This window comes from Herminiimonas sp. Marseille-P9896 (genome assembly GCF_903993245.1).
Taxonomy (GTDB): Bacteria; Pseudomonadota; Gammaproteobacteria; order Burkholderiales; family Burkholderiaceae_D; genus Oxalicibacterium; species Oxalicibacterium contaminans.
On the sequence record NZ_CAJEVT010000004.1, the window covers coordinates 186,104 to 199,228 of the forward strand.

The 13,125-nt window shown below is 54.9% G+C and carries 9 protein-coding genes; 1 reads left to right on the forward strand and 8 read right to left on the reverse strand.

Translation table 11 applies throughout. The features are described 5' to 3' along the window. Positions 1–62: 62 nt before the first annotated feature. The 8 genes from H7U06_RS15505 to H7U06_RS15540 all read right to left on the reverse strand — a co-directional run bounded on the left by H7U06_RS15505 (position 63) and on the right by H7U06_RS15540 (position 10,734). Complete coding sequence (locus tag H7U06_RS15505) at positions 63–3,164, reverse strand: efflux RND transporter permease subunit (RefSeq protein WP_175627009.1); 3,102 nt, start codon at positions 3,162–3,164, stop codon at positions 63–65. A 4-nt stretch (positions 3,165–3,168) separates the two neighbouring features. Next, positions 3,169–4,320, reverse strand: a complete 1,152-nt coding sequence (locus tag H7U06_RS15510) for an efflux RND transporter periplasmic adaptor subunit (RefSeq protein ID WP_175627010.1) — start codon at positions 4,318–4,320, stop codon at positions 3,169–3,171. Further along, positions 4,317–5,561: a TolC family protein gene (locus tag H7U06_RS15515; RefSeq protein ID WP_175627011.1), complete on the reverse strand. Its 1,245-nt coding sequence runs from the start codon at positions 5,559–5,561 to the stop codon at positions 4,317–4,319. Before H7U06_RS15515 ends, H7U06_RS15510 begins: the two co-directional genes overlap by 4 nt. A gap of 86 nt (positions 5,562–5,647) precedes the next feature. Then, on the reverse strand, positions 5,648–6,199 hold the full coding sequence (locus H7U06_RS15520) for a hypothetical protein (protein WP_175627012.1): 552 nt from the start codon (positions 6,197–6,199) through the stop codon (positions 5,648–5,650). A gap of 204 nt (positions 6,200–6,403) precedes the next feature. Then, entirely contained in the window at positions 6,404–7,543 is a 1,140-nt protein-coding gene (locus H7U06_RS15525; protein WP_175627013.1) for a UbiH/UbiF/VisC/COQ6 family ubiquinone biosynthesis hydroxylase, read from the reverse strand. A gap of 10 nt (positions 7,544–7,553) precedes the next feature. Continuing rightward, the gene (locus tag H7U06_RS15530) at positions 7,554–8,885 is read right to left on the reverse strand and encodes an aminopeptidase P N-terminal domain-containing protein (RefSeq protein ID WP_175627014.1); all 1,332 of its coding nucleotides are present in this window, start codon (positions 8,883–8,885) and stop codon (positions 7,554–7,556) included. Next, positions 8,882–9,598 carry an N-acetylmuramate alpha-1-phosphate uridylyltransferase MurU gene (gene murU / locus H7U06_RS15535; RefSeq protein ID WP_175627015.1) on the reverse strand — a complete coding sequence of 239 codons (717 nt, stop codon included), beginning with the start codon at positions 9,596–9,598 and terminating at the stop codon, positions 8,882–8,884. The genes H7U06_RS15530 and murU overlap by 4 nt, the downstream gene beginning before the upstream one ends. Before the next feature lie 98 nt (positions 9,599–9,696). Then, positions 9,697–10,734 carry an aminoglycoside phosphotransferase family protein gene (locus tag H7U06_RS15540; RefSeq protein WP_175627016.1) on the reverse strand — a complete coding sequence of 346 codons (1,038 nt, stop codon included), beginning with the start codon at positions 10,732–10,734 and terminating at the stop codon, positions 9,697–9,699. 101 nt (positions 10,735–10,835) lie between these two features. Between H7U06_RS15540 and H7U06_RS15545 the strand changes: the two genes are divergently transcribed. Further along, the gene (locus H7U06_RS15545) at positions 10,836–13,094 is read left to right on the forward strand and encodes an LPS-assembly protein LptD (RefSeq protein ID WP_175627017.1); all 2,259 of its coding nucleotides are present in this window, start codon (positions 10,836–10,838) and stop codon (positions 13,092–13,094) included. Positions 13,095–13,125: the final 31 nt, after the last annotated feature.

Below are 13,125 nucleotides of genomic sequence, written 5' to 3' on the forward strand. Positions count from 1 at the left end.
TGTGTTCAGTATGGAATGACAGGCGTCACCACGATGGGCGACGCCTGCCTCACGATTGCGGATCAGGCTTCGCCTTCTTCTTCATCGAACCAGCGATAGAGGGTAGGCAGTACCAGCAAGGTCAGAGCGGTACAGGTAATCAAGCCACCGATTACCACTACGGCCAATGGACGCTGTACTTCCGAACCAGGGCCGGTAGCGAACAGGAAGGGCACCAGGCCCAGCATCGCTACCGTGGCGGTCATCATGACCGGACGGAAACGCATGGTCGCACCTTGTACCACGGCGTCTGCAATGCTCAGGCCTTCGGTGCGTAGCTTCCTGATATAGGAAACCATCACCACCCCGTTCAGCACAGCAATACCCCACAAAGCGATGAAGCCTACCGATGCCGGTACCGACAGATACTCACCAGTAACGAAGAGGCCGATGATGCCGCCTATCGATGCGAAGGGTAGTACGGTGATGATGAGGGTTGCGTAACGTACTGATTTAAACAGCAGGAACAGCAGGAAGAAAATCGCCGCTACAGTCGCCGGTACGATGACTGCAAGGTGACCCAGTGCGCGTTCCATGTTCTGGAACTGACCGCCCCATTCGAGATAGTAGCCAGATGGCAGCTGAATCTTGCTTTGCACGACTTGCTGCAGTTCTGCGACGAAGCCACCCAAATCACGATCTGCCACATTGATTGCCACCACGACACGACGCTTACCACCTTCGCGGCTGACTTGTGCCGGGCCATCACGGACTTCGATTTTGGCCAGGCTATCCAGCGGTACGCGTGCGCCGTTCGGTGTGGTCAGCATGATCTGCTTGATCGCCTGCACATCGCCACGGAAGCTTTGTGGCAAGCGGACGGCCGCCGAGAAGCGACGTTCGCCTTCGTAGATATCAGTCGCTGTTTTACCAGCGATCGCGACTTCGATCACATCATGCACGTCGGAGACGTTCAGGCCGTAACGTGCAATCGCTTGCCTATCAATATTGATCGACAGGTATTGCTGGCCACTGACGCGATCGACACGAATGTCGCGTGCACCTGTGACGGTTTCCGCTACTTTTGCAATTTGGTGGGCCTTCTCCAGCAGGCGGTCCAGGTCTTCACCGAATACCTTGACCGCAACGTCAGAACGTACACCCGTCACCATTTCATCCACACGATCCGAGATCGGTTGAGCCATGATGATCTGGGCACTAGGAATCACTTCCAGGCGCTTTTTGATTTCGCTAGCAATGGTGTCCTGGGTCCAGCCATCAGGCCAGTCATCCTGTGGTTTCAGGCTGACGATCGGTGTCGATTCATTCTGCGCTTGCGGATCGGCCGGGCTTTCACCGCGACCTACACCCGAAATCGCTGACTTCACGCCAGGCACTTTCATGATGATAGCCATCGCCTGTTTCTCCAGTGCGATGGATTCTTCCAGCGAGATGTTAGGCACGCGATTGATACCTGGTACCAGTGAGCCTTCCTTCATTTCCGGAATGAAGGCGGTCCCCAGCAGTGGCAACATACCGACTGCTGCGACGAACGCCAGCACGGAAAGCATGACGGTTTTCTTGGCATTGGCCAATACCCAGTCGAGCATGCGCAGGTAGTGCTTCTTCAGGAAACCAACCAGACGCGTGTCGTGTTCTGCGCCACCCTTGAGCATGTAAGACGACAACACTGGTGTCAGTGTCAGCGACAACAGCAGGGAAATGGCCAGCGCGATCGCGATGGTGAATGCGAGCGGCGCAAACATTTTTCCTTCCATGCCTTGCAGCGTCATCAGCGGCAGGAACACCAGGATGATGATGCCGATACCGAACACGACAGGTGTGGCGACTTCGGTGACGGCTTTCAGGATGATGTGGACTTTGCGCTTGCCATACTTATTGGGTCGTCCCAAATGTCCGAAGGCATTTTCCACCACCACCACTGAGCCGTCGACCATGAGCCCGATCGCCACCGCCAGACCACCTAGTGACATCAGGTTGGCTGATATGCCGAACTGGTTCATGACGAAGAAGGTCAGTAGCGGTGTGAGTATCAGCGTCGCAACCACAATCACCGACGATCGTATATCACCAAGGAAGACCAGCAGGATGACGACCACCAGGGCCACACCTTCCAGCAAGACCTTGGCGACGGTCCACAAGGCTGCATCTACCAGTTCGCTGCGATCGTAGTAGGGCACGATCTGCAAGCCATCCGGCAACATACCGGCCTTGTTGATTTCGGCAACGCGATCCTTGATGCGTGACACTACTTCTTTGGCGTTACCGCCGCGCATCATCATCACGATACCGCCGACTGATTCAGTCACACCATTTTTCACCAGTGCGCCGTAACGCACATCGTGACCCAGGGTGACCTGTGCGACGTCACGGATGTAGACTGGCGTGCCGTTGGATTCACTCAGGACGATGTTGCGGATATCTTCCAGATTCTCGATCAGACCGACGCCGCGGATCAGGTATTGCTCGGCGTAGTGTGGCAAGATACCGCCGCCCGAGTTGGCATTGTTGCGCGCCAAGCCTTCATAGACTTGCTTGAGCGAGATACCGTAGTGACTCATGCGATCTGGATTGACCAGAACCTGGTATTGCTTGACGTAACCACCTTGCGAGTTGATCTCGGCTACTTGCGGGATAGAACGCAACAAAGGTCGTACCATCCAGTCCTGCACGATACGTCTTTCGGTCAATTCCTTTTGTGTCAGTTCACGATCGCCGTCATCCGGTCTATCGAGAGTGTATTGATACACCTCACCCAGACCGGTAGAAACTGGTCCCAGCACCGGTGTGACACCAGTCGGCATGCGTGCACCGATTTCGATCAGGCGTTCCATCACCAGTTGCCGCGCGAAGTACACATCGGTGGCATCTGTAAACACCAATGTGATCAACGAGAGACCTGGTTTGTTAAGGGAGCGCATCTCTTCCATGCCGGGCAAACCGGTCATGGCGATTTCAATGGGCACCGTGACGAAACGTTCGACCTCTTCGGGGGAACGACCGGTTGCATCGGTGGCGATTTGTACCTGTACGTTGGTGACGTCAGGGAAGGCGTCGACTGATAACTTGCGCATTGCATCCAGCCCGACTATCAGGGCGATGGCTGCCAGGACGACAATGATCAGCCGCTGCGCCAGGGCGGAGCGAACTATCTTCTCTAACATGGCATTACTCCTGTGCGATACCGGTACGCTGATTGTTGAGGTGGAACGCGCCATCTACCGCAATGCGATCACCCGCTTTCAGTCCGGACGCCACTACCAGAGTGCCGTTGTTGGACTGTCCGATTTTTATCTTGGTGGCACGGAAGTGGCCAGGCTGGATTTCAACATAGACCAGGTCTTCGTTCTCGAAGCGCACCACAGCAGCAGCCGGAATCACCAGTTGTTCGGTAGGGCGGCTTGCGATCAGCATGGTCGCCAGCATGGCTGGTTTCAGACGGCCATCCTTGTTGTCGATGGCGGTACGTACTTGCACGGTGCGTGTCGCGGGATCGACGATTTGTCCAACGTAAATCAGCTTGCCGGAAATCTTGAGATTGCCCAGTGCGGGGACTTCGATGTCTACGGTTTGTCCGACCGCAACCATGTCAGCTTGTTGCTCCGGTACTTCCGCGATGGCCCAGACATGTGAGAGGTCAGCGACGGTGAAGAGGGCGTCAGCTGGTTGTACCACCTGGCCAGGTGAGACTTTCTGTTCCACTACCGAGCCTTGCATGGTGGAGGTGACCGGCGCGAACGAACTGATGTCACCGCTTTCTGCCATGCGTTTGATGGCGGCGGATGACATGCCGAGTACCTTGAGCTGTTCAGCTGCGGCGCGTGCTTCGGCAGCAGCGACTGCTGATTCGTTTTCACGTCGTTGCAGCTCGGCTTTACCGATAACGTCAGCCGCGAACAACTGGCGTGCACGTGTCTGATTGTTTTGTTGCAGTTCAGCTTGCGCGCGCGCTTTCAGGTAAGCGAGTTGCGCGCTACCGAGTTCAGTGCTGTGCAGACGCGCGAGTACGTCGCCTGGCTTAACACTTTGTCCCAGATTGACGGTGATGTCGGTGAGGCGGCCTGTAACCGGCGCACCTATGCGAGCCACGCGTTGACGATCAAAATCTATCAGGCCAGGTACACGCAGTACATCGCTGAAAGGTGCGAGACCGACGGTGCCGATCTTGACGCGTTCACGCAATGCGTCAGGTGCGATCACGACATTCGGATCAACTTTCTTCGCCGGGTCCTCGGCTTGAGGTTTGCTTTTGTCACCACAAGCTGCGAGGGTGAGGCAGAGCGCGATCAGTGCAGCGCTGGAAGAGAGACGGGGCATCATGGTTTGTTACCTGTAGAAGAAGTGGCTAAGAGTCGCTCGATTTCAATGGCGGCTACATGCAGATCAAATTGGGCCGCAATGAGGTCATTGCGTGCGGTGCGTAGTGCGCGTTGTGCATCGAGGTAATCGATGATGCCGCGTTCACCGTAACGGTAAGCGGCTTCCGCTATGCGTAAAGCACTTTCGGCCTGGCGTACGATGCCGGACTCCAGTGCTTCCACTTGTGATGCCGCGATCTGCGATTGTTGATAAGCGGAATCGAGTTGTTGGGTCAGTTCAAATTCGCGTGCTTCCAGCAGGTAACGCACGCGCATGGCGCTGGCGCTCGCTTCATTGATAGGGCCGCGATTCTGATCCCACAGCGGTATGCTCATGACTACGCCAAATTGCGTGTCACGTACTTCCGGATCACGGTTTGATACTGCTTTTAAGGCGACCGATGGCAAACGCAGCGAGCGCTGATAGTCAACAGCCGTTGATGCGCGCTGCAGTTCCAGTCGGTACTGCGCCAGTTCCGGATTGTTGCTGAGCATGGCTTGACGCAGAGTGTTAAGCGGAGCCAGGTGCGGCACATTGCCCATGGCACCGGTGATGGCAAAGGTGCTCGGCAAGATGTCGCCTACGTGCTGGCGCAACGAAGACTTGGCCTGGTTGGCGCGTAACAGCGAGCTGTGACTGTTTTTCTGTGCGTTTAACAGTTCGGTGGAGACCCGGATGGCTTCATAGCGCGGTGCTTCACCGACATCGACCCGGACTTGCGCGCGGTCATATAGCTGCTGGGTTACAGCCAGATCTTCCTGTGCTGCTTCGAATTCGGCCTGGCGGCGCAGGGTCTCGTAGAAGCCAAGTTTGACCCTGGCGACCAGTTCGGCGGAGTACACATCCTGTCCGGCGATGGTGGCGCTGACTGTTTTGCGTGCTACTTCCTGACGCAGGAAGCGCTGGCTAGGCAGATCGAGACGCTGCGTGACGGAGATGGTCTGTCCGTTGCCGGTGGCGGCGCCAGGTACGCGTGCCGAGACGCGACCGCTGGTGTATTCGACCTCGGGATTCGGAAATGCGCTGGCAGTGGTAACGCCAGCACGCGCAGCTTCGACACCAGCTGCCGCGGCTTGCACGCCTTTGTTGCCCTGCATGGCCAGGGCTAGTAATTGATCCAGTGTATATGGCGGGGCGGCGATCGCAGGCGACCACATGCCGGCCAGCCACACTGACGTAATAAGTAGTGTGATAGGTTTCATGGTTTTAGTTAGAACGAGTACATGCCGCGGACGAAAAGCCGCACGACATGCGGACGGCCACGGGCCGTCCCGGAAAAATGAATTGTTTACGCCGCCAGGGTAGGCGGACGGTCAGCGCGGAAGACGGGCGCCGGGAGAGGTGGGTGCTGAGTTGCGACAAACAATGTGTCGCCCAGTACCAGGCAATCTAAAGACAGCGGCAAGGGGAGATCCGCTTCATACGGATCAGGTACTTGCGCGACAGAGTTTTGGTTATGGCTGGGTGGACGGCAGGACAGATTGTCCGCCGCATCGCCCCAGTCAGGTGCGAGCATTTGCGCTGCAGAGCCGAACTCGCCCTCTACTTCAAATTCCCAACGCGCCATTTCGCTTTCGATGGATGGTTCGTCGATAAAGATGGAGGGAGAAAGTTGGGTGTCTTGCTTCGCGTGTGTCAGTGCTTCGACTTGCTCAGCACTGAGCTTGTGCAGCGCTTGCGCCATTTGCGGCTTGGCGCTGGTGCTGGAATACGCCGGAGTCGCCTGTCCCTCGGTACGACAAGCGACCGAATTTGCCCACACCCATTGGAGTGGCAAAGAGACCAGGAGCAAAAGCACATAAATATGACGCATTTCCAGCATTTTAAGGAGAGATCGCACTTTTTGCAATTCGACTCGCATTTTGGATAGGGGCGCAAGGGGATATGATGGCTAAAACTATGCAAATAGTATGCCCAATCCCAGGCGTGACCCTGCCACGACGTGTAGTAATTGGCAACATCTGTCACTGAGCTTCGTTTTATTGTCATGCATGCTGATTGCAGGATGATGACACCGTCCGGTTCAGGACTTGGTTTCGTAGCTTTATGGGCGACGTCCGAACATCATTTGTTCAGCGAGAAATTTTTTCGCAGGTTGCAGTGCATCGACGACGCCCAGCGAGATGCCGAGCAGGGTTTGCGATACGATGCCGCGCGCATTGTCGGCAAACACCCGTGCCATGAGATCCGTCAGATGGATAGTGGTATTACGATCCGTACGACGTTTTTCTGCAAACTTTTGCAAGGCGTCTGGTATCGCATGCGTACCTAATAGTTGCGCCAATACCGCTGCGTCGCGTAATCCCAGGTTTAATCCCTGACCTGCGACCGGATGCAGAGTCTGCGCTGCATTGCCAATGGCGATCAGGCGTTCCGAGGTATCTGGCTTGGCATTCAGACCCAGGGGGAAGGCATTGCGTTTGCTGCAGGCGGTGAAATTGCCCAAGCGTGTGCCGAAGGCATGACCCAGTTCCTGCAGGAATGTTGTGTCTGGCAAGGCGAGCAAACGCTCAGCAGTCTTCGGTCGTACACACCATACCAATGCATAGCCATCTTCCTGCGGCAGCAGGGCCAGCGGGCCTTCATCGGTGAAACGTTCGTAGGCACGATGTGCGATAGCAGCGTCGACGTGGACATGTGCCACGATAGCCGTTTGCTCATAGTCGCGATGCAAGGTTTTTTTGGTTTGTTCGTTATAGATGCCGCCTTCGGCTTGCACTACCAGTTGCGCGGAGAATGATGATTGGTCCGTGAAGTCGAGTGTCACCATGGTGCTGCTGGTCGAGACGCCGCTGACGGTACGGGGACGCAGCATATTGACATCGGTGTCTGCTACACGCGCATTCAGAGCGGAGACGATGGCGCCATAGCGGGTGACGTGTCCGAGTGCAGGTAACGCGTATGCACTTCTGTCTATGAGCGTGCGGCCAAAATGCGCGCGCCGCGAGACATGGATTTGATGGATGGCGGTGGCGGCGATCGGCCAGGCGCCTATCTTTTCCAGCAACTGCTGGCTGCCATAAGAGAGAGCGATAGAGCGCGGATCTTGTGCGCTTTGTTCTACGCTTTTTGCATCTATCAGTGCAATCCTGTCGGCTTGCTTGCCATGCCGGACCAGCAATGCAGCGAGCGCCAGCCCTACCGGACCGGCACCGCAAATGGCAATGTCAAAATCAGTCTGCATGTAGATCGGATCAGTCTTTCATCAGCGCTTCAATATCGGCCACGGATTTGGGTGCGGCAGCACTCAGGATGTGTGAGCCGCTCGCAGTGACCAGTGCATCGTCTTCTATGCGTATGCCTATGTTCCAGTATTTTTCCGGTACACCTTCTGCAGGACGCACATAAATACCTGGCTCCACGGTCAGCACCATGCCTGGCTGCAGAGTACGCCATGGTTTGTCTGCGCCATTCGGTGCTGCATCGCGGTACTCCCCGACATCATGCACATCCATGCCGAGCCAATGGCCGGTGCGATGCATATAGAACTGGCTATAGGCACGGCTCGCAATCACATCATCGAGTGAGCCGACCTTGTTGCGGTCGAGCAGGCCGGTATCGAGCATGCCTTGCGCCAGCACTTTAACTGCTGCGTCGTGGCCATCCATAAAGCGTTTGCCCGGACGTGTTTCTGCAAACGCAGCATCTTGCGATGCCAGCACAATTTCATATAACTCTTTTTGTGGGCCGGAGAATTTTCCGTTGGCCGGGAAGGTGCGTGTGATGTCGGATGCGTAGCTATCCAGTTCGCAACCAGCATCGATCAGGACCAGATCGCCGTCCTTCAACTCTGCATCGCTGGCGCGGTAGTGCAGTACGCAGGCATTGGCTCCGGTGGCGACGATGGAACCGTAGGCCGGGAATTGCGAGCCGTTGTTGCGGAACTCATGCAGGATTTCTGCTTCCAGGTGGTATTCGCGCAAGCCAGGGCGTGCGATGCGCATTGCGCGTCGATGTGCAGCGGCAGCGATATCGGCTGAGCGCTGCATGATGTCGATTTCATTTGCATCCTTGATCAGGCGCATTTCATCGAGCAGGACATGGATGTCGTATGCAGCGTTAGGTGGCGTGACGCCTGCACGTGCTTGTCCACGGACACTTTGCAGCCAGCCTTGTACTTGTGTATCGAGTTTGTTGTCGCTGCCGAGTGCGTAGAACAGCGCGGGTGCATTTGCCATCAGCTTCGGTAGTTCGGTATCCAGCGCTTCTATCGGATAAGCAGCATCAAAACCGAAGGTGGTGCGCGCGACATCGGGACCGTAGCGGAAGCCATCCCAGATTTCGCGTTCCATATTCTTTTCGCGACAGAACAATATCGTTTGATTTTTGGCGCCAGCGACCAGCACGATGACAGCTTCCGGTTCCGTGAAGCCGGACAAATAGTAGAAGTAACTATCGTGGCGATACGGATAGTCGGCATCGCGATTGCGCATGACTTCCGGTGCAGTTGGAATGATGGCGACACCGCCACCTTTGGCCTGCATTTGTGCAATCAGTGCTGCGCGTCTGTCGCTATAAGGTTTCATTTGTAGTGTCCTGTCAAAGGTGCATTCAGTTCTGCCAGTCGTTCGGCTGTGCCAACATCGGTCCAGTCGCCGCGATACAGTTCTCCACCGATCTGCCCACGCGCCGCATATTCGCGCAGTAGCGTTACCAGCTTGGCCGATTCACCGGATGTGATCGAATCAAACATCGAAGGGCGATACACACCTATGCCGGAGAAGGTCAGCTTAGCTTCTCCTTCGTTGGCCACTGAAAAGCTGTGCAGCGCAAAATCACCTTGTGGATGGTGCGCAGGGTTTTTCACCAGATACAGCCATGCTACATCGCGTTGATCAACCGGGTAGGGGTTGCCCCAGACATCGCTGTCTTCCAGTACGTTTTTTACTTGTTCAAAATTGAAATGGGGGCAGTAGATGTCGGCTGCAAGGGCGACAAAAGGTTCATCACCCAGCAGATGACGTGCCTTGGCTATGCCTCCTGCGGTTTCCAGTGCAGTCTCTTCAGCCGAGTAGCTGATTTTTGCCCCGAATTTTTCGCCGTTGCCTAGAGTTTCTTCTATCAGATTGCCCAGATGTGCGTGATTGATCACGATGTCCGTGATGCCGGCTCGGACCAGGTTCAGGATGTGCCAGACGATGAGCGGACGTCCGCGTACCGTCAGCAATGGCTTGGGGCAAGTGTCTGTAAGTGGGCGCATTCTTTCGCCGCGCCCGGCTGCGAATATCATCGCTTTCATGGTGTTCGCATTTCGCTAATAGGTTCTGGAAGCAGCCTGCATGGCCATGTTTGGCGGCAGGCTGGGAGAGCGTGTTGCTTGAAAATTCAGTGCCTGGCTCAGAAGGTATAGCCGACCTGCGGTGCTTTGTCTTCCAACTCATCCAGCAATTTCACCAGCGGTGCCAGTTCCTTGTAGCGGTAGGCGACCTTACGGGTGTATTCCATCACCAGCGGCAAGTCTTTCAGGTAAGCGTCCTTGCCGTCACGGTGATACAGGCGGGCGAAGATACCGAGTATTTTGAGGTGGCGTTGCAGACCCATGAATTCAAAATCACGGTAGAAGCCATCGATATCAGGATTGACTGGCAGGCCCGCGCGTTTGGCACGTTCCCAGTAACGGATGGCCCAGTCCAGCACGATTTCTTCGTCCCACTGGATATAGGCATCGCGCAGCAAGGAGGCAAGGTCGTAGGTGATAGGGCCGAATACCGCATCCTGGAAATCGAGGATGCCGGGATTGCCTTGTGTCAGCACCATCAGGTTGCGCGAGTGGTAATCCCGGTGCACATAAACCTGGGCTTGTGCCAGGTTATTTGCCAGCAGCAGTTCAAAGACCTGGTTCAGCGTGGCAGTTTGCTTTTCTGTCATGGTCAGACCGAGATGCTTGCCGACATACCATTCCGGGAACAGCATCAATTCGCGTAGCAGGAGGGTGCGGTCATACTCGGGTAAAACGGCTGGTTTACTATGGATTTGCAGGTGTACCAGCGCGTCTATCGCATCGATATACAGCTTATGAGCATTGTCTGGAGTCAATAATTGCAGATAAGTGGTAGAACCTAGGTCACTCAGCAGCAGGAAACCTTGTTCGATATCCTGTGCCAGAATGGCGGGCACCGAAACGCCGGTTTCGCCGAAAATCCCCGCTACCTGGATAAATGGACGCACATCTTCCTGCGGCGGCGGGGCGTCCATCACGATAAAAGTGGCGCCATCTGCCCCGTCTATACGGAAATAGCGGCGAAAACTTGCATCGGAGGAAGCCGGGCGCAGGGAGTCCAGTTTTAGAGCAGGAGCAGGTAAAGAGGCGAGCCATTTGTTCAGTTCCGGCAGACGCAGGTCGTCAGCGGAGGCGGGTGTTGTATATAAAGACATGAAGCAAGCCTAGGTAATCCGGTTGATGGGCGGTGAGTTCCCATATAATAAGGGATTAAATTCGAAAAATCGCCAGCGATGGTACTCAAAACTATATTTTCATGACCTGGCCTTTCCCTTTACGCCGTCCTCAACGTTTGTTCACAACTGTGGCCGCAGTGATAGCAGCGGCTTCCGCGCCGTCCTTGGTTGTCGCCCAGACCAATACCCAAGCTGCCAAGGCGGAAGATCGCAAGGATGAAACGCGGATCAGCTCGGAGCAAATGACCGGACGCCCGGATCGGGAATTGGTGCTGGAGCGGGATGTCGAAATTATCCGTGGCGAAACCACGGTCAATTCGGATCATGCGACTTACTGGGCGGCTGAAGATGAAGTCGAGTTAAACGGCAATATACGAATGACGCGTTTTGGCGACCGTTATACCGGCGACAAGATGCGACTCAAGATGGATTCGGGTGTCGGCTATGTCACCAATCCGACCTACCATATGCTGGAAAGCAATGGGCAGGGCAAGGCGGAGCGTATTGATTTTGAATCCGAGGATAGGGCGCTGATTACCGATGGTACTTACAGTACTTGCGAAGGTCCAAATCCTGACTGGTATCTGAAAGCCAGTACTCTGAAGCTGGATACCGGGCGCGAAGTCGGTAATGCTGAAGCACCGATCATTTACTTTAAGGGTGTGCCCATCATAGGTGCACTGTCGATGTCCTTCCCTTTGTCTGCTGCGCGTAAATCAGGTTTCCTCGCGCCTACGCAGGGTACGACCAGTACAGGTGGTTTCGAAGTTTCAGTGCCTTACTATTTCAATATCGCACCGAATCGCGATCTGACATTGACGCCCCGGTATATCGCTCGTCGCGGCATGATGTTGGGCGCAGATGCACGCTATATGGACAGCACGTACGCCGGTGAAACCAAAGCGGAGTTCCTGCCGAACGATACGCAAACCAAGACCAACCGCTGGTCTATTGCATCGGTACATGCGCAAAAGTTCAGTCCAGAAACGACGATGAACTGGAACATCAATGCGGCGTCGGATGACAATTACCCCAGTGATTTTTCACGGAATTTGTCTATCAGTACCCAGCGTTTGTTGTTGCGTGACCTGAACTTTACTTACGCTAGTACATTCTGGAGTGCTACTGCGCGTGCATCGAATTATCAGGTCTTGCAAGATCCAGCCTCGCCTATCACCCGTCCTTATGACCGATTGCCGCAATTCAGTCTGAGCGCGGCGCGTCAGGATGTGAATGGCTTCGACTTTGCGGCGTATCTTGAAGCAAGTCGTTTCTGGCATCCGACTATGGTGCGTGGTGAGCGCTATGTCGTTAACCCTAGTATTTCGTATCCGATAGTTCGTCCTAGCTATTTTATTACGCCCAAGGTTTCGTTGAATGCAGCGGCCTATAGCGTGCAGGATCCGGGTAGCAATAATGCTAGTTCCACATATAACCGCGCGTTACCTACCTTCTCGCTGGACAGTGGATTGGTGTTTGAACGTGATGCCAACTTCTTTGGCTCGGCCATGACGCAAACACTGGAGCCGCGTTTGTTCTATGTCAAAACACCTTATCGTGATCAAAGCCAGTTCCCTATTTTTGACAGCGCGGTCGCTGATTTGAGTTTTGCGCAGATTTTCAATGAAAACCGCTTTATCGGGAATGACAGGATCAGTGATTCGAACCAGTTGACCGCAGCGATGGTCTCACGTTACATCGAGGACAGCGGAACTGAACGTTTGCGTGTGGCGCTGGCACAAAGGTATTACTTTGATGAGCAACGTGTCACTTTGGGAACGCCAACGACCGGGAAAAGCAAACCGGATTTGCTGGCATCCGGCACCTTGCAAGTTTCCAATACGCTGAAAACTGAAGGCAATGTGCAATATAGTGCGAATCAGAGTTCGGTTATTCGTGGCAATGCCGGTTTGAGCTGGCGGCCGGAGCCGAAGAAGGTATTGAACCTGACTTATCGTGTCGACGTACCGAATGCCTTGCGTCAGGTCGACGTATCGGGACAGTGGCCGATAGCAGACCGTTGGTATGGCGTAGGCCGCTTGAACTATTCCTTGCCTAATGATTATGCCAACCGCCCTGGTTTCGCGCCGTTGACAGCACCACCTGCGCGTGGTTTGTCCGAGGGCTTGCTGGGTCTCGAATACAAGGCTGATTGTTGGATATTCCGTGTCGTGGCTCAACGCTTACCTACAGGTACCGGAAAATCAAATTCGACCCTCTTTTTCCAGCTTGAGCTAAGTGGTTTGACCAAGTTGGGTTCCGATCCACTGCAAGCATTGCGTACCAGCATTCCTGGCTATCAGGAATTGGGAACTGATCCCAACCGTAGCAGTTACTAAGAAGCGAAATACTAAGTTAAATCATGAGTCA

What these genes read in the sequence shown, in the direction of transcription:
- H7U06_RS15505 (WP_175627009.1), bottom strand. Translation starts at nt 3,164, where the DNA reads ATGTTAGAGAAGATAGTTCGCTCCGCCCTGGCGCAGCGGCTGATCATT.
- H7U06_RS15510 (WP_175627010.1), bottom strand. Translation starts at nt 4,320, where the DNA reads ATGATGCCCCGTCTCTCTTCCAGCGCTGCACTGATCGCGCTCTGCCTC.
- H7U06_RS15515 (WP_175627011.1), bottom strand. Translation starts at nt 5,561, where the DNA reads ATGAAACCTATCACACTACTTATTACGTCAGTGTGGCTGGCCGGCATG.
- H7U06_RS15525 (WP_175627013.1), bottom strand. Translation starts at nt 7,543, where the DNA reads ATGCAGACTGATTTTGACATTGCCATTTGCGGTGCCGGTCCGGTAGGG.
- H7U06_RS15530 (WP_175627014.1), bottom strand. Translation starts at nt 8,885, where the DNA reads ATGAAACCTTATAGCGACAGACGCGCAGCACTGATTGCACAAATGCAG.
- murU (WP_175627015.1), bottom strand. Translation starts at nt 9,598, where the DNA reads ATGAAAGCGATGATATTCGCAGCCGGGCGCGGCGAAAGAATGCGCCCA.
- H7U06_RS15540 (WP_175627016.1), bottom strand. Translation starts at nt 10,734, where the DNA reads ATGTCTTTATATACAACACCCGCCTCCGCTGACGACCTGCGTCTGCCG.
- H7U06_RS15545 (WP_175627017.1), top strand. Translation starts at nt 10,836, where the DNA reads ATGACCTGGCCTTTCCCTTTACGCCGTCCTCAACGTTTGTTCACAACT.